The organism is Mycobacterium sp. 852002-10029_SCH5224772 (assembly GCF_001667315.1).
Classification (GTDB): domain Bacteria; phylum Actinomycetota; class Actinomycetes; order Mycobacteriales; family Mycobacteriaceae; genus Mycobacterium.
On sequence record NZ_LZHT01000041.1, the window covers coordinates 132,070 to 156,242 of the forward strand.

The 24,173-nt window shown below is 68.9% G+C and carries 23 protein-coding genes and 1 pseudogene; 7 read left to right on the top strand and 17 right to left on the bottom strand.

Annotation, left to right across the window (positions count from 1 at the left end; genetic code table 11):
* Window positions 1-162: 162 nt before the first annotated feature.
* Both A5775_RS09055 and cspA read right to left on the bottom strand, forming a co-directional pair.
* Window positions 163-753: a hypothetical protein gene (locus tag A5775_RS09055; protein ID WP_067250941.1), complete on the bottom strand. Its 591-nt coding sequence runs from the start codon at window positions 751-753 to the stop codon at window positions 163-165.
* 173 nt (window positions 754-926) lie between these two features.
* On the bottom strand, window positions 927-1,130 hold the full coding sequence (gene cspA / locus A5775_RS09060; protein WP_007772268.1) for a cold shock protein CspA: 204 nt from the start codon (window positions 1,128-1,130) through the stop codon (window positions 927-929).
* Between the two features lie 271 nt (window positions 1,131-1,401).
* Between cspA and A5775_RS09065 the strand changes: the two genes are divergently transcribed.
* Complete coding sequence (locus tag A5775_RS09065) at window positions 1,402-3,723, top strand: DEAD/DEAH box helicase (protein ID WP_067251380.1); 2,322 nt, start codon at window positions 1,402-1,404, stop codon at window positions 3,721-3,723.
* Window positions 3,724-3,804: 81 nt separating this feature from the next.
* The gene (locus A5775_RS09070; RefSeq protein ID WP_067250943.1) at window positions 3,805-4,830 is read left to right on the top strand and encodes a PAS domain-containing protein; all 1,026 of its coding nucleotides are present in this window, start codon (window positions 3,805-3,807) and stop codon (window positions 4,828-4,830) included.
* Here the strand turns inward: A5775_RS09070 and A5775_RS09075 are convergent.
* From A5775_RS09075 to ssd, 7 genes are read right to left on the bottom strand one after another with little or no spacing between them, the layout of a single operon-like run.
* Window positions 4,827-5,141, bottom strand: coding sequence for an Rv3654c family TadE-like protein (locus A5775_RS09075; protein WP_369827808.1), 315 nt, complete (start codon window positions 5,139-5,141; stop codon window positions 4,827-4,829). The genes A5775_RS09070 and A5775_RS09075 overlap by 4 nt on opposite strands.
* A gap of 19 nt (window positions 5,142-5,160) precedes the next feature.
* Window positions 5,161-5,451, bottom strand: a complete 291-nt coding sequence (locus A5775_RS09080; RefSeq protein ID WP_197512467.1) for a TadE family type IV pilus minor pilin — start codon at window positions 5,449-5,451, stop codon at window positions 5,161-5,163.
* A 35-nt stretch (window positions 5,452-5,486) separates the two neighbouring features.
* Entirely contained in the window at window positions 5,487-5,687 is a 201-nt protein-coding gene (locus A5775_RS09085; RefSeq protein WP_067250945.1) for a DUF4244 domain-containing protein, read from the bottom strand.
* Between the two features lie 18 nt (window positions 5,688-5,705).
* Complete coding sequence (locus A5775_RS09090) at window positions 5,706-6,302, bottom strand: type II secretion system F family protein (RefSeq protein WP_067250947.1); 597 nt, start codon at window positions 6,300-6,302, stop codon at window positions 5,706-5,708.
* Between the two features lie 13 nt (window positions 6,303-6,315).
* Entirely contained in the window at window positions 6,316-7,119 is an 804-nt protein-coding gene (locus A5775_RS09095) for a type II secretion system F family protein (protein ID WP_067250949.1), read from the bottom strand.
* The gene (locus A5775_RS09100; protein WP_067250951.1) at window positions 7,116-8,279 is read right to left on the bottom strand and encodes a TadA family conjugal transfer-associated ATPase; all 1,164 of its coding nucleotides are present in this window, start codon (window positions 8,277-8,279) and stop codon (window positions 7,116-7,118) included. Before A5775_RS09100 ends, A5775_RS09095 begins: the two co-directional genes overlap by 4 nt.
* Window positions 8,276-9,334 (bottom strand): septum site-determining protein Ssd, encoded by a 1,059-nt coding sequence (gene ssd / locus A5775_RS09105; RefSeq protein ID WP_067251386.1) that lies wholly within the window; start codon window positions 9,332-9,334, stop codon window positions 8,276-8,278. The genes A5775_RS09100 and ssd overlap by 4 nt, the downstream gene beginning before the upstream one ends.
* A gap of 513 nt (window positions 9,335-9,847) precedes the next feature.
* On the opposite strand from ssd, the gene A5775_RS09110 reads away from it, so the two are divergent.
* Window positions 9,848-10,705, top strand: a complete 858-nt coding sequence (locus A5775_RS09110; RefSeq protein WP_067250953.1) for an HAD-IB family hydrolase — start codon at window positions 9,848-9,850, stop codon at window positions 10,703-10,705.
* 469 nt (window positions 10,706-11,174) lie between these two features.
* On the opposite strand, the gene A5775_RS09115 is transcribed toward A5775_RS09110, so the two are convergent.
* From A5775_RS09115 to A5775_RS09135, 5 genes and pseudogenes are all read right to left on the bottom strand, one after another.
* Entirely contained in the window at window positions 11,175-11,933 is a 759-nt protein-coding gene (locus A5775_RS09115; RefSeq protein ID WP_067250955.1) for an oxidoreductase, read from the bottom strand.
* A gap of 3 nt (window positions 11,934-11,936) precedes the next feature.
* Window positions 11,937-13,581: pseudogene (locus tag A5775_RS09120) on the bottom strand (dipeptide ABC transporter ATP-binding protein); the annotation flags it as partial.
* Window positions 13,578-14,453: an ABC transporter permease gene (locus tag A5775_RS09125; RefSeq protein ID WP_067250962.1), complete on the bottom strand. Its 876-nt coding sequence runs from the start codon at window positions 14,451-14,453 to the stop codon at window positions 13,578-13,580. The gene A5775_RS09125 and the pseudogene A5775_RS09120, both read right to left, overlap by 4 nt.
* Window positions 14,446-15,372 (bottom strand): ABC transporter permease, encoded by a 927-nt coding sequence (locus tag A5775_RS09130; protein WP_067250964.1) that lies wholly within the window; start codon window positions 15,370-15,372, stop codon window positions 14,446-14,448. The genes A5775_RS09125 and A5775_RS09130 overlap by 8 nt, the downstream gene beginning before the upstream one ends.
* Before the next feature lies 1 nt (window position 15,373).
* Window positions 15,374-17,002, bottom strand: a complete 1,629-nt coding sequence (locus A5775_RS09135) for an ABC transporter substrate-binding protein (RefSeq protein ID WP_197512469.1) — start codon at window positions 17,000-17,002, stop codon at window positions 15,374-15,376.
* 183 nt (window positions 17,003-17,185) lie between these two features.
* Between A5775_RS09135 and A5775_RS09140 the strand changes: the two genes are divergently transcribed.
* Window positions 17,186-17,815 carry a hypothetical protein gene (locus tag A5775_RS09140; protein WP_231995135.1) on the top strand — a complete coding sequence of 210 codons (630 nt, stop codon included), beginning with the start codon at window positions 17,186-17,188 and terminating at the stop codon, window positions 17,813-17,815.
* A gap of 5 nt (window positions 17,816-17,820) precedes the next feature.
* Here A5775_RS09140 and A5775_RS09145 read toward each other — a convergent pair whose 3' ends face one another.
* Window positions 17,821-18,363 (bottom strand): DUF4232 domain-containing protein, encoded by a 543-nt coding sequence (locus A5775_RS09145; RefSeq protein ID WP_197512471.1) that lies wholly within the window; start codon window positions 18,361-18,363, stop codon window positions 17,821-17,823.
* Between the two features lie 205 nt (window positions 18,364-18,568).
* On the opposite strand from A5775_RS09145, the gene acs reads away from it, so the two are divergent.
* Complete coding sequence (acs, locus tag A5775_RS09150; RefSeq protein ID WP_067250968.1) at window positions 18,569-20,521, top strand: acetate--CoA ligase; 1,953 nt, start codon at window positions 18,569-18,571, stop codon at window positions 20,519-20,521.
* Between the two features lie 10 nt (window positions 20,522-20,531).
* On the opposite strand, the gene A5775_RS09155 is transcribed toward acs, so the two are convergent.
* Window positions 20,532-21,230: a serine protease gene (locus tag A5775_RS09155; RefSeq protein WP_156660633.1), complete on the bottom strand. Its 699-nt coding sequence runs from the start codon at window positions 21,228-21,230 to the stop codon at window positions 20,532-20,534.
* A gap of 236 nt (window positions 21,231-21,466) precedes the next feature.
* On the opposite strand from A5775_RS09155, the gene A5775_RS09160 reads away from it, so the two are divergent.
* A complete protein-coding gene (locus tag A5775_RS09160; RefSeq protein WP_067250972.1) occupies window positions 21,467-22,009 on the top strand; it encodes a phage holin family protein in 543 nt (180 codons plus the stop codon).
* On the top strand, window positions 22,010-22,981 hold the full coding sequence (locus A5775_RS09165) for an alpha/beta fold hydrolase (RefSeq protein WP_067250974.1): 972 nt from the start codon (window positions 22,010-22,012) through the stop codon (window positions 22,979-22,981). It begins immediately after the preceding gene.
* Here A5775_RS09165 and marP read toward each other — a convergent pair.
* Window positions 22,974-24,167 carry an acid resistance serine protease MarP gene (gene marP / locus A5775_RS09170; protein WP_156660634.1) on the bottom strand — a complete coding sequence of 398 codons (1,194 nt, stop codon included), beginning with the start codon at window positions 24,165-24,167 and terminating at the stop codon, window positions 22,974-22,976. The two genes, A5775_RS09165 and marP, sit on opposite strands and share 8 nt — an antisense overlap.
* Window positions 24,168-24,173: the final 6 nt, after the last annotated feature.

Here is a 24,173-nt window from a genome sequence, read left to right on the forward strand (position 1 = left end):
CCACCTGCAGGAAGAATGACAGGTCGGCTTCGAAAATTCCGGTGAAATTCAGGTGCGCGACCGTTCCTTCGCCCTGCGGCACCTGACAATTTCGCACCCTGGGGCGGGCCTGCGCAAACCGACGCTCGGGAACGCGCCGCAAATTCGCCCGTTATCCGTCGGCTACACCCGCGGCCATCGGGACAGTGCCTCGGCGCCGTCGGGCGGCTCCCCCACGTTCTCTACCAGGCGCGATAGCCTGCGGCGACCGCTGATCCGCAGCGCCGGCCGACCGCCGCGGGTGCCGATCAGGGTGGGCGCGATCCCGACGCGCATCAGGGCCGACGCCAGCGGCGAGTGGGTGTCGGGCGCGTGCGGGTCCAGCGCCAGCAGGTAATGCTCGCCCTCCGGGTTGCCGGCTGCCAGCGTCCACGCCCGCAGCTCGCGCGGCCCGGGCAGCCAGCGCGGCGGCACGGTCTTGACCGCGCCGCGCGTCCATTCAGCGGCCAGAGTGCTCAACGAGGGATCCACCGCCGTCCGCACCAGCGGGGTGTCTTCGTCGGTCCGGCCGATCTGGGCCACCAGCCCCGCCTCGCGGATCATGTCCGCCAGCGCCGCGGCGCGCCAGGACGCGTCCACGACCACCGACAGCCGCGCACCCTGCGCCTCCGGACCCCCGACGGTGACGATTTGTCCGGACGCCGCCAGCACCCCGGAAAGATCGGCGACCGTGGGCGGCACCGATTCCGCTGTGAAGAAGGAAAGCTGGCTCACGCCATCCGACAGTAGGCCCTCGCGCCCATCCGCGTCTTGAGGCAACCGGCGCGGCGGCGGCCCGCACCGGCGTGGCGCAAAAGCCGATAGAAACCGATAAAAAGAGGAAACCCCCCGGCTGGGCCCGCTGGGCGGGGCTGCACGGGGGGTATCCGTTTCAGGTCTGCTCTTCTCTACAGGGAGCGGACTCCGGTGGCCTGGGGGCCCTTAGGGCTGTGGCCGATTTCGAACTCGACCTTCTGGTTTTCTTCGAGGGTGCGGAAGCCCGAACCCTGGATCTCCGTGTAGTGGACAAACACATCCGCGGAACCGTCTTCGGGGGCAATGAACCCAAAGCCCTTCTCCGCATTGAACCACTTCACAGTTCCCTGTGGCATCTCTCGATCTTTCCTTTTCTTCTGGGTGCGGGGCATCGCCTTTCGATGCCCCGGGCCTGGTACGACCGCCATACCTCGCTGAGTCGCCGGAACTTCACCCGACCGATTAACCTCGCAGGAACCGCGGCCGCAACGTCGATCCTGCGAAAGTTTGACACGAACACAGAAGCTGCGACCGCAAATAGTCAACCATGTTCGTCGCGTCGGCGACAGACTTGTGTGTTTGCCCGATTCGAAGAGCGATTCCATGAGCGATGCCAAGCGGGGTGAGATGGCGAGTTTCGGCAGTGACTTGCTTGCCGCCGCGCTCGCCGGAACCGCGACGGACGAGCACCCGCTGCGCCACGTCGCCGAACTGCCGCCGCGCAGCGGCCGGCCGCATGATTGGCCGGCGTGGGCCGAGCCCGACGTCGTCAAGGCGTTCGCCGACCGCGGGATCAACTCACCGTGGTCGCATCAGTCCGCGGCCGCGGACCTCGCCTACGCGGGCCGCCATGTGGTGGTGAGCACCGGCACCGCGTCGGGCAAGTCGCTGGCCTACCAACTTCCCGTCCTCAACGCGCTGGCGACCGATCCGCGGGCCCGGGTGCTCTACCTGTCGCCGACCAAGGCGCTGGGGCATGACCAGCTGCGGGCCGCGCACGCGCTGACCGCGGCGATTCCGCGGTGCCATGACGTCGCACCCACCGCCTACGACGGCGACAGCCCCGCCGAGGTTCGACGCTTCGCGCGGGAGCGCTCTCGCTGGTTGTTCTCCAACCCCGACATGATCCATTTGTCGATCCTGCGCAACCATGCCCGCTGGGCTGTCCTGTTGCGTGGTCTGCGATTCGTAGTCGTCGACGAATGTCATTACTACCGTGGAGTGTTCGGCTCAAATGTGGCGATGGTGCTGCGCCGCTTGTTGCGGTTGTGCGCCCGCTATTCGAGTGCGCCGACGGTGATCTTCGCCAGCGCGACAACCGATTCCCCGGGCGCGACGGCCGCCGAGCTCATCGGGCTTCCGGTTCAGGAGGTCACCAAAGACGGTTCACCGCAAGGGGCGCGGACCGTGGCGCTGTGGGAGCCCGCGCTGCGGGCCGACCTGGTTGGCGAGAACGACGCCCCGGTGCGCCGCTCGGCGGGCGCGGAGGCGGCGCGCGTCATGGCCGACCTGATCGCCGAGGGAGCCCAGACCCTGACCTTCGTACGGTCGCGCCGCGCAGCGGAATTGACCGCGCTGGGCGCGCAGGCGAGGTTGGACGACATCGCTCCGGAGCTTTCCGGGACGGTGGCCTCGTATCGGGCCGGGTACCTCGCCGAGGACCGCACCGCGCTGGAGCGTGCTCTGGCCGAGGGCCGGCTTCGAGGCCTGGCCACTACCAATGCGCTGGAGCTGGGCGTGGACATCGCCGGGTTGGACGCGGTGGTGCTCGCCGGTTTTCCCGGCACGGTCGCGTCGTTCTGGCAGCAGGCCGGCCGGTCCGGGCGGCGTGGCCAGGGGGCGCTGGTGGTGCTGATCGCGCGTGACGATCCGCTGGACACGTATCTGGTGCACCACCCCGCCGCGCTGCTGGACAAGCCGGTCGAGCGGGTCGTCATCGACCCGGGCAACCCGTACATTCTGGGTCCGCAATTGCTCTGCGCGGCAACCGAACTTCCGCTGGACGAGGCCGAGGTGCGCGAATTCGGCGCCACCGACGTAGCGGACGGCTTGGTCGATGACGGGCTGCTGCGGAGACGGAGTGGAAAGTACTTCCCGGTGCCTGGGCTGGAACCGCATGCCGCGGTGGACATCCGGGGCTCGACGGGCGGGCAGATCGTCATCGTGGAGGCCGACACCGGGCGGTTGCTGGGTAGTGTCGGCGTGGGCCAGGCGCCGGTTTCGGTGCACCCGGGGGCGGTGTATCTGCATCAAGGCGACAGTTACGTGGTGGACTCCCTGGACACCGAGGAGGGCATCGCCTTCGTCCACGCCGAGGATCCCGGTTATGCGACGTTCGCGCGGGAGATCACCGACATCGCCGTCACGGGCGCCGGTGAGCGGTTGGCCTTCGGCCCAGTCACGCTGGGGCTGGTTCCGGTGCGGGTCACGCACCGGGTGGTGGGGTATCTGCGCCGCCGGCTCTCGGGGGAGGTGATCGACTTCATCGAATTGGACATGGGAGAACACACGCTGGCCACCACGGCGGTGATGTACACCATCACCGAGGATGCGTTGCTGTGCAAGGGTATTGACGGCACGCGGATTCCGGGATCGTTGCATGCGGCCGAACATGCGGCCATCGGGCTGCTGCCGTTGGTCGCCAGCTGCGACCGCGGCGACATCGGCGGCATGTCCACCGCGGTGGGACCCGGACCCGACGGGCTGCCCAGTGTCTTCGTCTACGACGGGTATCCGGGCGGCGCGGGATTCGCCGAACGGGGCTTTCGTCAGGCCCGCACCTGGCTCGCCGCGACTGCCGCCGCCATCGAGGCATGCGAATGCCCCCGGGGGTGCCCGTCCTGTGTGCAGTCCCCCAAGTGCGGCAACGGCAACGACCCGCTCGACAAGGCGGGCGCGGTTCTGGTGCTGCGGCTGGTCCTCGCGGAACTGGCGCGAGAGTCACGCTGAGCCCACCCGACGGGGCCGGCGAGATCGTCCGTCGGTTCACCCGCTCCCACACCCGGATCCCGTCGCCGTAAAATCAGCCGCATGGCCCACGACTGGTTGCTCGTGGAGACGCTCGGGGGTGATCCCACCGTTGTGGCGCAGGGCCGCCAACTCAAAAATCTCGTCCCGATCACCACGTTCTTGCGCCGCAGCCCCTATCTCGCCGCGGTCCGCACGGCGATCGCCGAGTCGGTGCAGACCGGCCAGGCCCTGACCAGCATCACGCCCAAGCGTGATCGCATCATTCGCACCGAACCGGTGGTGATGTCCGACGGTCTCATCCACGGCGTGCACGTGTGGACCGGCCCCTCCGACATCGACCCGCCCGAGCGCCCGATTCCGGGGCCGCTGAAGTGGGACCTGACCCTGGGGGTGGCGACCGACACCCGCGAATCGCTGATCAACAGCGGCAAGAATCCCGAAGTCGAAGTCACCTTCGGCAGGGCCTTCGCCGAAGACCTTCCCTCCCGCGAACTCAACCCGAACGAAACCAAAGTGCTGGCCATGGCGGTCAAGGCCAAGCCCGACCAAACATTGTGCAGCACCTGGGATCTCACCGACTGGCATGGAAACGCCATCCGGATAGGCTTCGTTGCGCGCACGATTCTGGAGCCGGGCCCCGACGGCCGTGAGCACTTGGTGGCGCGGGCGATCAATTGGCAATCCGAACTGAAGGGTCCTGCGGTGTCGACCGATGATCTGGCGCAGCGGATCCTCAGCGGCCTCGCGCAAGCCGGAGTTCACCGCGCGCTGATCGACCTCAACAACTGGACCCTGTTGAAATGGCTCGACGAGCCCTGCCCCTTTTACGACTGGCGAAGCAGTGAGACGGGAAAGCCGCGGGTCCATCCCGACGATCATGACGTGATGTCCACCATGACAACGGAATTCGGTGGGGGCGCCACCAGCCGGGTGTTGCGCCTGCCCGGGCACGACGGGGATTGGGTGCCGATGCATGTCACCATCAACCGGGTAGAGCTGGAGCCCGATACGTACGCCGGGCTGGTGTCCCTGCGCTTGCCCACCGATGACGAACTTGCCGCCGCGGGACTGCCGCAGACGCCCTAGTCATCCACGCCGTTCGTCGGCCCCGCCCGCGCGGTTGCCCTCGCCGTACCGGCGACCACGACCGCCACCCGCGCCGTGATGACGACATCGAGACCGTCGACCACACAGCCGATGTCGTCGACCCGCATCTCGCGGGCGACGGCAACCGCCCTGACGCAGGCCGCGCCGGATCCGGACGTCAGGTCGGCCGCCGCGGCCAGGGCGGACAGGTCGGCTGCCGCCTGTGCGCGGTGACGGGCCACCACCGCCGAACCGAGATAGGCGGCGACGCCGGTTGCCCATAGCAACACCACGACCATCCAGGCCGCCACCAGTGTGGCCGAGCCCCGATCATCGTGACGGCTCCGCTGCGGCGACCGCTTTGGCGGCAATATCCAAGGCGGGCAAGAACTTCGAATGCGCGGCAACCGTGGCCACCAAAAATTTCCCGTCGCGATGCAGATCGACCCGCGCCCCGCTGGGCGCGAGCCGCACGGCGGCGGCCACGGCGGAGCGTTCGTCGCCGCGGGCGGCCAGCCGGGCGGCCTCGCGGGCGGCGTCGATGCAGCGCACCTGCATCGAAACCGCGCTGACACCGGCCAGGCACACCACCAGCACCACCACGAGCGAGGCGATGCCCAGCGCCGCCTCAACGGTGCTCGCGCCGGCACTGCCGGCTACACCTTGGTGTTGAGGGCGCGACCGATGATGTTGGTCAGCGCCGACACGATGGAGTCGCCGGTGACCACCGCGTACAGCACCGCGCCGAAGGCCGCCGCGGCGATGGTGCCGATGGCGTACTCGACCGTCGACATGCCCGACTCGTCGGCCGCCAGGACGGCCACGCGCTCGGCGAATTGGCGAAACACGTTGATCATCAAGGGTTTCCTTTCGTTTCACAGCAGGCCCGACCGCAGCACATCACCGGCTAAACCGGCCACCACGGGGACGATGCCCAGGCAGACGAACGCCGGCAAGAAGCACAGGCCGAGCGGCCCGGCGATCAGCACCCCGGCCCGCTCGGCGGCGGCGGTGGCCGCGTGCGCGGCGTCGTGGCGGGACTGGTCGGCCAACTCGGCGACACCGCCGGCCAGCGCCGCACCCGAGGACGCCGAACGGCGCGCCAACCGCAGCAGTGCGTCGATCTGCGTGTCGCCCGGGTCCGCGGACTGATCCGACGGAATCGACCATGCCACAGCGGGATCGGCGCCGAGCGCCAGCAGGTCGGCGGCGCGGCGCAGGACGCGGGCCAGCTGCGGCGGCGCGGACGGTGCGGCGGCCGCCGCGGCGGTCGACACCGCCATGCCCGCCCCCAGGCACACGGCCAGCACGTCGAGACAGGACGCGACCGCCAGCGGATCCGGGCCATCCGGTCGCCCGGGCGCCGGCCGCACCCGACCCCCGCGCACCGGCATCCCGGCACGTCGTCGCGTCAGTGACGGACCGGGACCGATTAATAGTGCCACGGCCAGCAGCGTCGCCACGAGACTCATGGTGCCTCCCGGTTCACGGCGCCACCCGATCGGCGATGCGGTCCGACCACAACAGCCCGCCGCATGTCAGTGTCGCGCCGATGAGCAAGAGCCATCCGCCCGCCTGCCCGCCCAGCAAGAACGCCAGCGGCCGGGCTCCGATCAGTTGACCCAACAGCACGCCCAGCACCGGTAGAGCGGCCAGTATCGCCGCGGTTGCGCGCGCGCCGGCCAGGCTCGATAAAACGCGCGCCGAGAACCGTTGCCGCTCAGCGATATCGCGTTGGGCGGCGCGCATCAGGGTGGCTATCCCCAACCCATTGTCAGTGGCCAGCTGCCAGCACAGCGCGAGCCGTTCCCAATGCGCGGGCAGCGCCGAGGAGCAGGATGCGGCGGCCAGGCCCGCCGCAACATCGGCCCCGAGCCGGGCCCGCGCCGCCACCGAGCGCAGCGACACCGCGACCGCGCCGGCGGTCTCGTCGGCGGCGACGCCGAAAGCGCGCACCGGATGCGAGCCGGCCCGCAGTTCACCGACCAGCACATCCAGCGCGGTCTCCAGCGCGTGCCCCTCACGGCCGGCCCGCCGGATGCGGCGGCGGCGACGATAACGCAGGCTCGCGGTCGCGGCCACGACCGTGACGCAAAGAATGGTGGTGAGCGGCAGCAAGACCACGGCGGCGCCGCCGAGACCTGCTGCGACCCAACCCGCCCCGCGAAGCCCGTTCGCCGGGAGCCGCCGCCCCGGTGGCGCCACCGGGCAGAGCCGCCGGCGGGGTGAGGGCCGACCGGCGACCAGCGCGAGCGACAACAGCAGCGCGTCGATCTGCGGGCCGTTCACGCCGGCGTCCGGCTTTGCAAGACGCGCCGCAGCTGCGGGGCGTCGTCGGTCATCCCTCGATCCGCGTGCCACGCCGTGACCGCCCGGACCTCTCCTCGAACCGGTTGCAGCACAGCGATTTCACTGAGTCGTCGCTGACCGGTACGGTCGCGCTCGACATGCAGCAGCACCCGGACGGCCGCGGCGAGTTGGCTGTGCAGCGCGGCACGGTCGAGACCGCCGAGCGCGCCCAGTGCCTCCAGGCGGGCGGGTACCTCGCCGGGGCTGTTGGCGTGCACGGTGCCCGCGCCGCCGTCGTGCCCGGTGTTCAGCGCCGCCAGCAGGTCCACCACTTCAGCGCCCCTCACCTCGCCGACCACGATGCGGTCGGGCCGCATCCGAAGCGCCTGCCGGACCAGTTGGCGCACCGGGACTTCGCCGACGCCTTCGACGTTGGCGCACCGCGCGACGAGTTTCACCAGATGGGGGTGCCGCGGGGCCAATTCGGCAGCATCCTCGACGCAGACGATCCGTTCGGCGTGCGGCACGGCGCCCAGCATCGCGGCGAGCAACGTCGTCTTGCCCGCACCGGTTCCACCGCTCACCAGGAACGCCAGCCGCGCAGCGATGATCTCGGCGACCAGCGCAGCGGCCGCGGGCTCGATCGCACCCGCGGCGGTCAGGGCCGCCAAATCCTGGCTGGCGGGCCGCAGCACCCGCAGCGACAAACAGGTGCCCGCGGCGGCCACCGGCGGCAGCACCGCGTGTAGCCGCACCGCAAATCCCCGGGCTCCGATTCCGGTCAGCTCGCCATCCACCCAGGGTTGCGCGTCATCGAGCCGCCGACCGGCGGCCAGCGCCAGCCGCTGCGCCAACCGCCGCACTGCGGCCTCGTCGGGGAAGCGAATCCCGGTGCGCCGCAGACCGTTCCCGTCGTCGACCCATACCGCGTCCGGTGCGGTGACCAAGACGTCGGTCGTACCGTCCGCGCAGAGCAGCGGTTCGAGGATACCGGCGCCGGTGAGTTCGGTCTGCAGCACACGGAGATTGGCCAGCACCTCGGTGTCGCCGAGCATCCCGCCGGACTCGGCCCGGATCGCGGCGGCCACCGCGGAAGGCCCCAGCGGCCCGGCTTCGGTGGCCAGTCGCTCGCGGACACGCTCGATCAGTGAACCGCTCACGCGGCCCGCCCGTTTCGCCCCGGCCGTGCACCGGCGGGAGGCAGCACGCCCAGCACCTCGCGGGCCGCCACGGCGAGCGCAGACCGCCGCCCCATTCGCAGGCCGCCCCGCTCGACCTGCTCGCCCAGTTGCGGCTGCGCTTTGATCGCCGCCAGCAACGGCAGGCCGGCGATCTCGGCGATCTCGGCCGCGCGCAGTCCGCCCGGCGACGGACCCCGCACCACCAGGCCCACGTTGGGATTGATGGAGGCCAGGACCGGAGCCATCGCGCCGGTCGCGGCGCACGCGCGCACATCACAGCGGCTGACGACGACGACAAGGTCGGCGGCGCTCAGGGCGGCCTGGGTCGCATCGGTGAAGCGGCGGGGCAGGTCGCAGATCACGCTGACCGCCCCCCGGCGGCCGGCGTCGATGACGGCGTGCACCGGCCCGGCACCCACCTCGTAGCCGCGCCGAGTCCCGGACAGGACGCTGACTCCGCGGTGTCGTGGCAACGCATCGCGCACCGCCGGCCAGGCGAGCCGTCCACCCTGCAGCGCAAGATCCGGCCAGCGCAACCCCGGCGCGTTCTCACCGCCGAGCAACAATTCGATGCCGCCACCCCACGGGTCGAGATCCACCAGCAGCGCATCGGTGGCGGCCTGAGCCAGGGCGACCGCGAGCAAAGAGGCGCCGGCGCCGCCGCAGCCTCCGATGACGGCGACCGCGTGGCCGCGCGACCCGTCGTCGCGTGCCGACTCGGTGGCTTCGGCGAGTTCACCAACCAGATCGCCCGCTTGCCCGGGCAGTCGCAGCACATGCTTTGCGCCGACGCTGACGGCGGCCGCCCACGTCGTCGTCTCGGGCTCGGCCACCGTCAGCACGGTCACGTGGTCGCGGCGTGGCAGCGCCCAGCGCCCGCAGCGCGCGGCCGCCCGCGCGTCCAGCACGACGGCCGCGGCCGCCGCCCAGGTCTTACGGCTCACCGGCGACGCGTCGGCGGCATGCACCACGCGTACCCCGGCGGCGGCCGCCACCCGATCCACCTCGGCGCGCAGTTCGGGCTCGGCCAGCATCGCCAACACCCCTGCGGAACCCGCCGCGCGACGGGGGTCGTCCGATCCGTAAGTGCCAGCCATCCGTCCACTGTGCGGGGCCCCAACCTTGGCACACCAGTCCCAAATGCGGATTTGGGGATAGAGACGCGAGTGTGCACAAACCGCGTGCGGCGGCGTTGCGCCAGCGACGACGGACGAACTCCCCGCAACGCGTCAAGGGCCGGTCCGAGCGCTCGAAACCGCGGGGAACCGGCCCAAAAAGACCCGAGAAAAGGGACGACCCCCGCCAGGGGGGGAGGAGGCGAGGGTCGTCGTGCATCAGCCCCGGGGGGTCGGGCTGATGCACCCTCGGCTCAAGGCCGAGTAATGCTTACTATACACATGACAGTCCGCAATAATGCAATAGATCATTTACTGAAAAATGACCTTGAGCCGCGAAAACACTGCTCCACCGGCCTCCCGCATGGCCCTGAGCGGCCATTTCCGGTGCGGGATCGCGGCGCGACGGCACCGTCGACCTATGCTGGGTCCGTGACCGTCTTCGACCCGGCTGGGGAGCAGTCAGCCGCGGGGCAATCAGCGGCAAGCACCACTTCCCACGCCCGCACGGCAGCCTTCTTCGATCTGGACAAGACGATCATTGCCAAGTCCAGCACGCTGGCTTTCAGCAAACCGTTTTTTGCGCAGGGGCTGCTCAATCGCCGCGCCGTTCTCAAGTCCAGCTACGCCCAGTTCATCTATTTGCTCTCCGGTGCCGATCATGACCAGATGGATCGGATGCGTGCCCACATGACCAACATGTGCACCGGCTGGGACGTGGAGCAGGTCAAGTCGATCGTCAACGAGACGCTGCACGACATCGTGACCCCACTGGTGTTCGCCGAAGCCGCCGACCTGATCGCGGCCCACAAATTGTGCGGGCGTGACGTCGTGGTCGTGTCGGCCTCCGGCGAGGAAATCGTCGCGCCCATCGCACGGGCCCTGGGTGCCACCCACGCGATGGCGACCCGGATGGTCGTCGAGGACGGCCGGTACACCGGCGAGATCGCGTTCTACTGCTACGGCGAGGGCAAGGTCCAAGCGATCCGCGAGCTGGCCACCCGCGAGGGCTACCCGCTGGAACACTGCTACGCGTACTCCGACTCGATCACCGACCTGCCGATGCTCGAGTCGGTCGGCAACCCCAGCGTGGTCAATCCCGACCGCGGACTGCGTAGGGAAGCCCTCGAACGCGGGTGGCCCGTGATGTCGTTCTCCCGCCCGGTGTCCTTGCGGGATCGCATCACGGCGCCGTCCGGTGCGGCGATCGCCACCACCGCCGCGGTAGGCATCAGCGCGTTGGCGGCCGGGGCGGTCACCTACTCGTTGTTGCGCCGCTACGCGTTCTAGACCAGATCCTCGGGGCGGCCGGGCAGCAAACACGTTGGCCGCACAATCCAATACGGCTTGGCAGACTTCGCAAAATTGGGCCTTGCTGTGCTAAGGGTCTAGTAGTACAAAGGAACCACGGAAGCCCGGTGAGGCCTAGGTCGATCCGGAAGAGAAGGTTCGATCTCCTGATCCGGGCGCCCAGCACGGTGCCCGGCACCCACGCGGAGTCATAGCCGCGAAAATGGCAGAAGTGTTGCGGGCCTGCGTAATTGCGAAAAGCGGAAGTGTCGACGGCCCTTTGGGTGGGGCTGCAACCAGAAGCGTCGCGAGATCGCCGAGGCCAACCCACGCAGCCCAGAAATGCACGCTTGGTAACCGAGTCCCGTGCTAGCGGGCGGCGGACCGATCATTCGGGACGTCGCCCGCTCTGCATTTTTCAGACCGAGCGTCCGGTGCCGATTTCCCGGCGGGTCGGGTATCGCTTCAGCTACCGATTCGACATCGAGTCGGCGATCGCCAAAGCCTCTTTCGCACCGGCTTGCATCGCTCGGCAACACAGCACCAGCCACGCCCCCACGCCCTCACGCGTGCCGTCGGCGAAACCCTGCGCCGCGTCGCGATAGGCCGCGGGTTGACGCATCCAGCTGACCTCGGGCACGCCCAACCCATGCGGGTCCAGCCCACTGGCGATGGTCACCAGCCTCGACACCGCGCGCGCAACCACGCCGTCAGAACTGCCGAATGGCTTCAGCGTCAACAACTCGCCGTGCGCGACCGCCGCGATCACCGGGGCAGGCGCCTGGGTGCGGCCGGTCACCAAGTCCGCCAAGGACTCCAGCCGCGGGCCCACGCCGGCATCGGCGCGGGGGCGACCCAACCGCTCGGCCTCGGCTTGGTCGGCCGCGGCCAGCATGTGCAGACGGGCCAACGCCTGCAGCGGCGCTCGTCGCCAGCTGCCGACGAGCGGGCCTTCGCCGCCCTCGAGCGCCTGCGCCACCCGAAGCGCCCCGGCGAACACCGGATCGCTCACCCTTCCGGCGTCGGCGAGGTCCTCCAGCCGGATGGGGCCACCGTCGAGGACCGACGACGCGCGGGCAGCCCGCAGCGCGGCCTCGGCTGCGGTCACGGGCCAGCCGCGCAAATTGGCCCGGTGGCGATGGGCGCGACCGAGCGCCTCGCGGGCGCGGTCACTGGCCTCGGCGACGCCGGGCAGTTCCATCAGGGGGGCCAGCGGATCAGTCGTCACAGCTAGACAACCTATCTTCGTCGGATTCCGGTGCGTGCGGGATGGCGTCCAACAGCTGCCGGGTGTAATCGTGCTCGGGACGGGTGAACAGCTCCTCGGTGGGCGCGTGCTCCACCACACGGCCCGCGCGCATGACCAAGACGTCGTCGGCAATCTGCCGGATCACCGCGAGATCGTGGCCGATGAACAAGTAAGCCAGGCCCAGTTCGGCCTGCAGGTCGGCCAGCAGGTCCAGTATCTGCGCCTGAACCAGGACGTCGAGCGCCGACACCGCCTCGTCGCAGACCAGCACCTCGGGCCGCAACGCCAGTGCTCGGGCGATCGCCACCCGTTGCCGTTGGCCGCCGGACAGTTCGCGGGGCAGCCGGTCGAGCACCGTCGACGGCAACGCGACCTGGTCGACGAGCTCATGCACCGTGTGTGCGCGCTGCCTGCGGTCACCGACGCGGTGAATCCGCAGCGGTTCCTCGATGGCACGAAACACCGAGTACATGGGATCCAGGCTGCTGTAAGGGTTTTGGAACACCGGCTGCACCCGGCGGCGAAAAGCCAACTGAGTGGCCCTGGGCATCGCGTCGTCGATTCGGGTGCCGTCGAAAACGACCGTGCCCGCGGTGGGTGGTAACAGACCGAGCACCATCCGCGCCACGGTCGACTTCCCCGACCCCGACTCCCCGGCGATCGCCAGCGTGCACGCGCGCCTGAGCCGAAACGACACCGCGTCGACGGCACGAAATTCGCTGCGCCGCCACGGCGCCCCCCTGGTCTCCCGGTAGACCTTGGTCAGCCCGGAGGCGACGAGGATATCGTCGGCGCCCTCGGTCTGTTCGGCGCGCCCCGCGATCCGCGGGCGCGCCCGCGCACCGCCTCGGACCGCCGGCGCCGCGGCCACCAGCCGCCTGGTGTACTCGTGTTGCGGGCTGCGCAGGATCGACCGCGCCGCACCGGATTCCACGACGACTCCCCGATGGACGACGACGACGGATTCGGCCCGCTCGGCGGCCAGCGCCAGATCGTGCGTGATCAGCAGCAGCGCGGTGCCGAGTTCGGCGGTGAGCCGCTGCAGATGGTCGAGCACCTGCCGCTGCACCGTGACGTCCAGCGCGGACGTCGGCTCGTCGGCGATCAACAGCCGAGGCCGGCCCGCCAGCCCGATCGCGATCAGGGCACGTTGACACATGCCGCCGGACAGCTGATGCGGATAGCGGCCGGCTTGTTTCGCCGGGTCCGGCATCCCCGCCGCGGCGAGCAGCTCCACCGCACGCTGCCGGGTCCGGCGGTCGGAGGTGTTGGCCCGCAACGCTTCCCGGATCTGAAAGCCGACCTTCCACACCGGATTAAGGTTGGTCATCGGGTCCTGCGGAATGTAGCCGATCTCGCGGCCCCGGATCGAGCGCATCGCCCGGCGGTCGGCGGCCGAGATGTCGACACCGTCGAACACGACGCGCCCGCCGGTGATTCGCCCACCGGGCGGAAGGAGCCCGAGGATCGCGGCGGCGGTGGTGGATTTCCCCGAACCCGATTCGCCCACGACCGCGACGGTCTGGCCGGGCCGCACGGACAGGTCCAAGCCGCACACCGCGGCGTGATCGCCGAAACTGACTTCCAGGGCGTCCGCCGACAGCAGGGGCGAGGCGGATGCGCTCATGCCCGCCACGCCCTGGACGCCGGATCCAGCGCGTCGCGAAGCGCGTCGCCCATCATCATGAAGGCCAGCACGGTCATCGCCAGTGCGCCCGCGGGATAGAACAGGATGGGTGAGCCCGCCCGCAGCCGCGTCTGGGCGAGATTGATATCACCACCCCACGACACTACCGACGTCGGCAATCCGACGCCGAGATAGGACAGCGTGGCTTCGGTGACGATGAAAAGGCCGAGGGCAATGGTGGCCACCGCGATGACCGGTCCCAGGGCGTTGGGTAGCGCGTGCCGGATCAGGATTTGAAACCTGCTCATCCCCAACGCTTTAGCGGCGAGAACGTAGTCGCTCCCGCGTACCGCGAGCACCGCGCCACGTGCGATCCTGGCTACCTGTGGCCACCCGAACAACGCGAGGATCGCGATGACCGTCCACACCGTGCGATGGTGCAGGACCTGCATGAGGACGATGGCGGCGAGCAGCAACGGCAGCCCGAAGAACACGTCGGTGACGCGGGACACCACCGCGTCGATCCAGCCGCCGTAGAAGCCGGCGACCGCGCCCAGCGCACCGCCCACGACGAACACGATCACCGCGGCCCCCAGCCCAACCGTGACCGAGGCCCGCGCACCATACACCGTGCGGGCGTACACGTCGTGGCCCTGCAAGTCGGTGCCGAACCAGTGCGCGCGCGACGCGGGCAGCAGGCTCTGCCCGGGATCAGCGTAGGTCGGGTCCACCGCGGTGAACAGCGCCGGAAACATCGCGACGGCAACGATGAACGCGATCAACACGGCCGCGCCGATGAACTTGGGACGTCGGTGCAACCGTCGCCACGTGTCGCGCCAGAATCCGCCCCGCGCGGTGATCCGCTCAGCCATAACGGATCCGGGGGTCCAGCGCGGCGTACAGCAGGTCCACCAGCAGATTGGTGATCAGGTAGATCAGCACCAGCACGGTCACGATCGAGACCACGGTGGGAGCCTCTTGGCGGGTGACGGCTTGGTACAGCACGCCGCCGATACCGTGGATGTTGAAGATGCCTTCGGTCACGATGGCCCCGCCCATCAGCGCGCCCAGATCCGCTCCCAGGAACGTCACCACCGGGATCAGCGAGTTGCGCAGGATGTGCACCGTCACCACGCGGGGCCGTGATAGTCCCTTGGCGGTGGCGGTGCGGACGTAGTCGGCGTGCGCGTTGGCGGCCACCGCGGATCGGGTCAACCGCACCACATAGGCGAAAGACACCGAACCCAGCACGATTCCGGGTAACAGCAGGCGTGCGAAGCTGGCTCTCTGCCCCACCGTCACCGGGGCGATGCCCAGCCGGACCCCGAACACGAACTGCGCCAGGAACCCCAGCACGAAGATGGGGATCGCGATGATGACCAGACCGGTGATCAACACGGTGGAGTCGAACAGGCCGCCCGCGCGCAGGCCCGCGATCACCCCGAATCCGATTCCCAGCACCGCCTCGACGCCCAGAGCGATCAACGACAGCCGCAGCGTGACCGGAAACGCGTGTGCGAGAACGTCGCTGACCGGGAGCCCGGAATAGGCGCGGCCCAGGTCGCCGTGCAGAACTCCGCCGAGGTAGCGCAGGTACTGCACGATGAACGGGTCGTCGAGGTGGTAGCGGGCACGCAGCGCTGCGGAGACGGCCGGCGTCAGCGGGCGATCACCGGCGATCGCGGCCAGCGGGTCCCCGGGCAACAGGAACACCATGCCGTAGATCAGCAACGTGGCACCGAGAAATACGGGAACCATGACGGCGATCCGGCGCGCGATGTACCAACCCATGTCAAGCCTTGACGATGTTCTCGTAGTCGGGCAGCCCGTTCCAGGTGACTGTGACGTTGCTGACCTCGGGTGACCATCCGACCACGCTGATGTAGTTCCACAGCGGGACAACGGGCATGTCGTGGAAGAGGATTCGCTGGGCGTCGTTGGCCAGCTCGGTGGCCCGCGGCAGATCTGGTGCGGCTTCGGCGGTCGCCAACGCGGCGTCGAACACCTGACTGGAGTAGCCGACGTCGTTGGATCCCGCGCCGGTGGCGAACAGCGGGGCGAGGAATTCGATCATCGACGGGTAGTCGCCTTGCCATCCGGCGCGAAACGCGGTGGCGATACTGCGGTTGGTGATCTGCGTGCGAAAGCCCGCGAAGGTGGGCTGCGGCGCCCCGGCCGCGTCGATACCCAGCACGTTCTTGATGCTGTTGGCCACGGCGTCCACCCAGTCCTGGTGTCCCGCGTCGGCGTTGTAGGCGATCGCGTAGCGCCCGCTCCACGCCGAGATCGCATCGGCCTGCGCCCAGAGTTGGCGCGCCCGGCCGGGATTGAAGTCCAGCGCGTCACTGCCGGCGATGTTCGGATCGAAACCCGGGAGCGACCGCGCGGTGAAATCGCGTGCGGTACTGCGGGTGTCGGCGAAGATCTGCCGGGAGATCTGGGACCGGTTAATGGCGGCTGACAGCGCCAGGCGGCGCAGCCGGCCTTCCTCACCGCCGAAATGCGGGAGCCGCAACGGGGTGTCGAGGCTCTGGTTTATCGCGGCCGGACCGCTGGTGACCTTGTCGCCTAGGTCGCGCTGGTAGACCGGTAACGCGCTGGGCGGGATGGTGTCCAGCACGTCGAGGTTGCCCGACAGCAGGTCGGCGTAGGCGGTGTCGAGGTTGGCGTAGAACTCGAACCTCAGCCCCTTGTTGTGTGGCTTGCGGTTACCGCGGTAAGAGGGGTTGGGCCGCAAGTCGATTCGGACGTTGTGCTCCCACGCCGGCCCGTCCGGGCCCTCGGCGAGTTGGTACGGTCCGTTGCCGATCGGATGTTGCCCGAACGCGCCCATGTCCCGAAAGGCGGCGACCGGCAGCGGATAGAAGGCGCTATGTCCCAACCGCAACCTGAAGTCGATGGTCGGCGCCTTCAGCCGAACGGTGAACTCCAAGTCGTTGACCACCCGCAGCCCCGACATGGTGGTGGTCGTGGGCTTGCCGTCACCGGTGAGGCCGGCGACCGCATCGAAGCCGTCAATCGGGCTGAAGAAGCTTTGCTGCAGTTGAGCATTCGTGCTCAACGCCCCATAGTTCCATGCGTCGACGAACGAATGGGCCGTCACCGGTGAGCCGTCGGTGAACGTCCAGCCGGGTTTGAGGATGACGCGGTAGTTGACGTTGTCGGTGGTCTCGATCGACTGGGCGACCTCGGGCGACGGGTGGCCGGCGGCATCGTAGGACATCAGCCCGGCGAAGAGCCGGTCGAGGATCCGCCCGCCTTGGCTGTCGTTGGTGCCGGTCGGGATCAGTGGGTTCGGTGGTTCCCCGCCGTTGACCACCACCAGATCCGGGCTCAGCACCCCGCCGCCGCAACCCGCCAGCGAAGCGGCCGTGAGCAGTGCGACGGCAAGCGGCGCCAGCAAGGCCGACGGGGTTCGCATCCGACGCATGACACCCGACCCTAGGGGCCTGCGCCCGCGCCGGCGATGCGGGACCGGCGGTGAAGTGCCGTGGCCGGCTTCAGCGACCTAGAATCCTCGGGTGGTCGTCGCGTACCTGGCCCTCCACGGCTCCCCCGCCGTGCTGGCCGGCTGCTGTTCTTGCTCGGGGTTCCCGCGACGGGGTTGACCCTTCTGATCATCGGACTTGGGCGGCGCTCGCGCGCCCGTCGGCAGGCTCCGCCGCTCCCGCCGCCCTATCCGGGCTACCCGCCACGGCCGGCGCCGGGGAAGTCGGGCACCGCGCTGATCACCGTCGGCGCGGTGCTGCTCACGCTCAGCGGCCTGGGCATTCTCGGGAACATCGCGCGGGTTGCGTCGCAGCACGACCGGGGGGGATCGCACACCATCGGTCAGGGATTTCCGTCCGGCTCGGTCGCAGTGCCCAAGATCGGCCAGTGCTTCTCGGAGTTCGAGGTGCGGATGGGTTCGTTCAAGTCACCTTCTGACTGCGCCAATCCCGTGGCGACCTGCCCGGACGACAAGCGCGATGGCTCTGTCTATTCACGCCTGGCCAACAACGCCCACACTTTGTGTTTCATTGCCAACCTCAGCCAAGGGCAGTGTTACCTGCGGACAGATCCCACGACGACAGCCACCTGGACGCCGGGCGACTGTGACAACCCGCGCTTAGCCACGCTCAAGGTCTTCAAGCGCATCGACGGCAGGATAGACGAAACCCAGTGCCCTGCAGGGACGAAGGCCAATTCCTACCCCGTCCCGGCGCGCGTCTACTGCCTGGCCAGGGCCGACTGACTCGCTCAGACGGCGGTGACGGGGTGCACCTGCAATTCGCAGGCCTCAATGGTGGCCGACACCGTCACCACGTTGGTGGTGCCGGGCGGATTGACGAGCAGGTCCGTGTAGCTGGGGCACGGCTTCCCCTCGGCGTCGACGGCGATGCCCTCGACGATCGCCTGCCCCTGGGTCGAGATGGACAGGACGACGGCGGGCGGGACGTCGACGCCATCCGGCAGGCCGCCCATGTATCCGCGCAGAGTGGGCCGCGCATGCACCAATGGGCCGCCGGCGCCCGAGTCGACGCCGGCGTATCCGGCGATGGTGCAGGGCTCCGCGCCGCCGGCGAGGTTGAAGATCAGGGTCACCGCGCGGTGCCCCACCGCGGCCTCCACGGGGGAGGCGGTCACGGCGATCTGGTCCGACCAGCACGGCGTCGGCGCGTCGACGGAATCGGCCGGCATGGCCGATGCGGGCCACCCCAGCACGGTGGCGGCGACGTAACTCGTTGCGGCCGCGGCAAAGCTGGGGGCTAGTCGGCGGATGCTCCGCCCATGACCCGGCACACGGTGATTATCCGCCATGACGGCACCCTTTGACCCCGGATTCGAGTGCACAACTACCCGCTCGTCGTCGCCGGGCCGGCTCGATGGCCCGACTCCTCACTCGCGCCGTTTCGGCGCTCGTCGTCGCCGGGCTAGGCTCGCAATCGGCCAATGGGCGCGACGCCCGCCACCCGAACGGCGCAGTCTCGACACAGGAGAGAAGCCAGTGACCGCCACCAACTCTGCGGGCCCCTCGTCGTATCTGCCGTCGCCGCAATTCGCCGGGCAGGCCAACGCGGGCGAAGAGCTGTACCGCGAAGCCGAGCGGGATCGGCTGGGCTTTTGGGCCAAGCAGGCCAATCGGCTGTCCTGGGCGACGCCGTTCACCGAGGTCCTGGATTGGTCGCAGGCGCCGTTCGCCAAGTGGTTCGCCGACGGCAAGCTCAATGTGGCCTACAACTGCGTGGATCGCCACGTCCAGGCCGGCCACGGGGATCGGGTGGCCATCCACTGGGAGGGCGAACCGGTCGGCGATCACCGCAGCCTGACCTACTCCGAGTTGCAGGCCGAGGTGTGCAAGGCGGCCAACGCGCTGACCGATCTAGGCCTGGTGGCCGGTGATCGGGTCGCGATCTACCTGCCGCTGATTCCCGAGGCGGTGATCGCGATGCTGGCCTGTGCACGCCTGGGCCTCATGCACAGCGTCGTGTTCGCCGGCTTCACCGCCAAAGCGCTGCAGGCGCGCATCGCCGACGCAGAAGCCAAGCTGCTGATCACCAGCGACGGCCAGTTCCGCCGCGGCAAGCCGGCGCCGCTTAAAGACGCCGCCGACGAGGCGGTCTCGGATCCGGACAGCCCCATCGAGCACGTTGTGGTGGTGCGGCGCACGGGAATTGACGTGTCCTGGCACGACGACCGCGATCTATGGTGGGACGATGTCGTCGGCGCCGCGTCGGCCGAACACACCCCGGAGTCGTTCGACGCCGAGCAGCCGTTGTTCCTGCTGTACACCTCGGGAACCACCGGCAAGCCCAAGGGAATCGTGCACACCAGCGGCGGCTATCTGACGCACGCCTCCTACACCCACTACTACGTCTTCGACATCAAGGCCGACAGCGACGTGTTCTGGTGCACGGCCGACATCGGCTGGGTCACCGGACACACCTACGCCGTCTACGCTCCGCTGTCCAACGGCGTCACCGAGGTTCTCTACGAGGGCACGCCCGACACCCCAACGCAGCACCGGCATTTCGAGATCATCGAAAAGTACGGCGTGACAATCTATTACACCGCACCCACGCTGATCCGCACGTTCATGAAGTGGGGCCGCGAGGTTCCCGACGCACACGACCTGTCGAGCCTGCGACTGCTGGGTTCGGTCGGCGAACCGATCAACCCCGAGGCGTGGCGCTGGTACCGGAAGGTGATCGGCGCCGACCAACTTCCGATCGTCGACACCTGGTGGCAGACCGAGACCGGCGCCACGATGATCTCCCCGCTGCCCGGAGTCGCTGCGGCCAAACCGGGTTCGGCGATGACGGCGCTGCCAGGGGTCTCGGCGAAGATCGTCGACGACCACGGCGACGAGCTGCCGCCCGGCGACGACAAGGGCGAACACGCCACCGGCTACCTGGTGTTGGACCAGCCGTGGCCGTCGATGCTGCGCGGCATCTGGGGAGACCCGCAACGTTACGTGGAGACCTACTGGTCGCGGTTCGCCGAGCACGGCTGGTATTTCGCCGGTGACAGCGCCTATTACGACGCCGACGGCGACATCTGGGTGGTGGGCCGCATCGACGACGTGATGAACGTGTCGGGGCATCGGCTCTCCACCGCGGAGGTGGAGTCGGCGTTGGTCGGCCACATCGCGGTGGCCGAGGCGGCGGTCGTCGGCGCGACCGACGAGACCACCGGTCAAGCCATCTGCGCGTTCGTCGTCTTGTGTGCGGATTTCGAAGTGCACGACGGGATCGTCGACGACCTGCGCGTGGAGGTGGCACGGGAGATCTCCCCCATCGCCCGTCCGCGTGAGGTGCACGTGGTGCCCGAGCTACCCAAGACCCGCAGCGGCAAAATCATGCGCAGGCTGCTGCGTGACATCGCCGAAAACCGCGAATTGGGCGACACCTCAACGCTGCTCGACCCCGGCGTGTTCGACGCCATCACGGCAGCGAAGTAGGCGGCGCCGGTCAGGCAGGCAGCGGGCTGAACCCCGCGCCGGGGCGGTGCTTGGCGTTGATGTCGGCCAGGACGGCATTGAACGACACCACCACCGCCGGGGTGTGCAACGGGATGTACTTGACGACGCAGGTCGGCAGGTTGTCGCTGAACGCCCCGTGGATCATCCCGACCAACTCATTGTTGACGGTCACCGGCGCGCCGGAGTCACCCGGTTGGCCACACACCTGCATCACGATGGTGCCCGGATCCTGACCCGCCCCCCAGGTGACGCCGCACGAATTGCCGGTTGTGCGGCCCTGTTTGCAGGCGATCTCGCCGAACGCCGGGTCCGGACCGATGCCGCTGATCAAAAAGCCGTTGAAGTTGGCCACCGGGGTCACCTTGGCCGGATCGAACTTGATCACCGCGTAGTCGAGGTTGTCGTTACCGGCGACCATGGTGCCCAATATGCCCGCGTTTTCCGCGCCCTCGGCGGCGACCTGCGCGCCCGGGCCCCCGCAATGCGCGGAGGTGAAACCGATGAGCTCGCCCGCGGCATCGCCGCCGATGGTGGTCAGGGTGCACATCGTGTCGCCGTTGATGACGATGCCGGCGCCGCCACCCAACGGGACCCTGACGTCGGCGGCGGCGGCGTGGCCGGGCGAACCCAGCACGGCCACGAGCAGGGCAACCATCGCCACCAAGAAGCACCGGTGCGCCCTACGCACAGCCTCACTCCCATCGGTCTGCCGGACTTCGCGACCGGCTCCGCTGAGTGTAATCGGCCGGGAAGCCTCGCTCGCTCCCGCAGCGAGCCCCGCCGACCGCCTTCTGGCCGAACCGAACTGGCCGCCGGACGGTCGCGATGTTCGACTAGCCTCGTCTGGCTTCGTCTATCCGGGCGCCACGTGGCAACATAAACCGCGACGACAGCGCGGTTGGCGACGACGAAAGAGGACGGTCTGTGAGCAAAGCCGATGGCAAGAACGGTGTGCCCAGCACGCTGACCACGATTCCGTTGACCGACCCGCACGCCAAGCCCGCCGAGTCGTCGATCGGCGACCTGATCAAGGACGCGACCGCTCAGGTTTCCACGCTGGTGCGCGCCGAAGTCGAACTGGCCCGCGCCGAAATTACCCGGGACCTCAAAAAGGGCCTCACCGGCAGCGTTTTCTTCATCGCCGCGCTGGTGGTGCTGTTTTACTCGACCTTCTTTTTCTTCTTCTTCGTGGCCGAACTGCTCGACACCTGGCTCTGGCGCTGGGTGGCGTACCTGATCGTCTTCGGGGTCATGGCGGTAGTCGGCGCCGCGCTGGCCCTGCTGGGCTTCCTCAAGGTGCGCCGGATCCGAGGGCCGCGCCAGACGATCGAATCGGTCAAGGAGACCCGCACGGCGCTGACGCCGGGGCATGACAAGGCCGCCGGTGACACCAAGCAACTCACCCAGCCCCACGGCAAGCACGCGAAGCCCGCAACCGGCGCTGCCGGCGATCCCTCGGGGTGGTAGATGGCGCCGCCGGATCCGTCGGTAACCCGCATCGACGGGCCGTGGCGCCATCTGGATGTGCACGCCAACGGCATCCGCTTTCACGTCGTCGAGGCGCTTCCTGCCCGCGCCGCCGGCGGCCTGCCTCCGACGGCGCGGCCATTGGTGATGCTGCTGCATGGATTCGGTTCGTTTTGGTGGTCCTGGCGTCATCAGCTGCGCGGGCTGACCGGTGCGCGCGTGGTCGCGGTCGACCTGCGCGGCTACGGCGGCAGCGACAAGCCGCCCCGCGGCTACGACGGCTGGACGCTGGCCGGGGACGCGGCCGGACTCATCCGGGCGCTCGGGCACCCCTCGGCGACGTTGGTCGGCCACGCCGACGGCGGGTTGGCCTGCTGGGCCACCGCGCTGCTGCATTCGCGGTTGGTCTCGGCCATCGCGCTGATCAGCTCCCCACACCCCGCGGCGTTGCGGCGATCCACGTTGACGCGACGCGACCAGGGTTATGCGCTGTTGCAGACGTTGCTGCAATACCAAGTGCCGGTGTGGCCCGAGCGCCTGTTGACCCGCGACAACGCAGCCGAGATCGAACGGCTGGTCCGCAACCGTAGCTGCGCCAAATGGCTTGCATCCGAAGACTTTTCCGAAACCATCGGCCATCTGCGGACGGCGATTCAGATCCCGGGCGCCGCGCACTGCGCCCTGGAGTACCAGCGCTGGGCGGCGCGCAGCCAGCTGCGCGACGAAGGCCGGCGGTTCATGAAGTCGATGTGCCAGCAGCTCAGTGTGCCGCTGTTGCACCTACGCGGCGAGGCGGATCCCTACGTGCTGGCCGACCCGGTCGATCGGACGCAACGTTACGCCCCGCAGGGGCGCTACGTATCCATCGCTGGCGCAGGGCATTTCGGCCACGAAGAGGCCCCGGAGGAAGTCAACAGGCACCTGACGAGATTCCTCGAGCTGGTGCACGGGTCCCGGGCGATGCTCAACTGACGCAGGATCCGGTGCCCACCAGGCTCGTGTCACCGATTTTGGCGAGCTGACCGGCCACCTCGTCGGCGGTGAGCACGAAGCCGGTGTCGGGGTCGTCGACGTCGTCGCCGAACACCACGCCGAGCACGTGCCCGTCGAGGTCGATCAACGGTCCACCCGAATTGCCTTGCTCCACACCGGCTCTGATGGTGTAGACGTCGCGGGTGACCGGCGCCGGATCCCGGTAGATGTCGGGTCCGCTCAACTTGATCAGCTCCCGGATCCTGGCCGGGGTCGCGGTGAAGTTGCCACCGCCCGGATAACCGAGCACGACGACACTGGCACCGGTTTTCGCCTCGGTCTGGGCGAAAGGCAACGGCGGCGGCGGCAAGTTGGGGACCGCCAGGATCGCGATGTCGACCGACGGATCGTAGGACACCACGGTGGCGTCGAAGGGATTGCCGCTGGCGTAGATCTGCACGCTGTTGGAGCCGGCCACCACGTGCGCATTGGTCATCACCCGGTCGGGGGCGATCACGAATCCACTGCCCTCCAACACTTTCTGGCAGCTGGGGGCCAGGCTGCGCACCTTGACCACGCTGGGGGCGGTGGCCTGCACCACCGGGTTGCTGGCCAGCTCGGGATCGGGTGATTCGACCGGGATCACCGGGGTGCGGCTGAACGGCTCCAACACGTCGGGCAGGCCCGACGTGTTCAGCAGCGCGGAAAGCCGCTTGGGCACCGTCTTGAGCCAGGGCGGCGCTACGTCGTTGACCTGAGCCAGCACTCGCGAACCCCGGACCGCGGCGGCCAGCTCAGGCTGGTCCTTCGACTGGGTCAGCGGGGTCGCCAGCAACCACGCGGCGGTCAACACCACGACGAGCTGGACTCCCACCCCGATGACGGAGTCGAGAGTCCGGATGGAGCGGCTGCGGATCGCGCCCCGGACGGCGCGGCCCAACACCACGCCGGCGACCTCGCCGATGACGACGAGCGCGAGGATCAAAAACAGTGCCGCAAACAATTTGGCGCGCGGCGCGGCGATGTGGCTGACAAGGTGGGGCGCCAACAGCACCCCGGCGATCGCGCCGAGCAGCACCCCCACAAACGACAGCAGCGAGCCCAACGCGCCCGACCGCCAGCCCGAGACCGCCGCGATGAAGGCGACCGCCAGCACGGCGATATCCAGCCACTGCGACGGGGTCATCGAATT

Coding starts and splice junctions, on each gene's coding strand:
- ssd (WP_067251386.1), bottom strand. CDS start 9,334: ATGCTGGCCGAGCCCGAACTGCGCGCCGAGGTGGATCGGGTGGCGGCC.
- A5775_RS09065 (WP_067251380.1), top strand. CDS start 1,402: ATGGCGAGTTTCGGCAGTGACTTGCTTGCCGCCGCGCTCGCCGGAACC.
- A5775_RS09130 (WP_067250964.1), bottom strand. CDS start 15,372: ATGGGTTGGTACATCGCGCGCCGGATCGCCGTCATGGTTCCCGTATTT.
- A5775_RS09070 (WP_067250943.1), top strand. CDS start 3,805: ATGGCCCACGACTGGTTGCTCGTGGAGACGCTCGGGGGTGATCCCACC.
- A5775_RS09165 (WP_067250974.1), top strand. CDS start 22,010: ATGGCGCCGCCGGATCCGTCGGTAACCCGCATCGACGGGCCGTGGCGC.
- A5775_RS09090 (WP_067250947.1), bottom strand. CDS start 6,302: ATGAGTCTCGTGGCGACGCTGCTGGCCGTGGCACTATTAATCGGTCCC.
- cspA (WP_007772268.1), bottom strand. CDS start 1,130: ATGCCACAGGGAACTGTGAAGTGGTTCAATGCGGAGAAGGGCTTTGGG.
- A5775_RS09085 (WP_067250945.1), bottom strand. CDS start 5,687: ATGATCAACGTGTTTCGCCAATTCGCCGAGCGCGTGGCCGTCCTGGCG.
- A5775_RS09125 (WP_067250962.1), bottom strand. CDS start 14,453: ATGGCTGAGCGGATCACCGCGCGGGGCGGATTCTGGCGCGACACGTGG.
- marP (WP_156660634.1), bottom strand. CDS start 24,167: ATGACCCCGTCGCAGTGGCTGGATATCGCCGTGCTGGCGGTCGCCTTC.
- A5775_RS09135 (WP_197512469.1), bottom strand. CDS start 17,002: ATGCGAACCCCGTCGGCCTTGCTGGCGCCGCTTGCCGTCGCACTGCTC.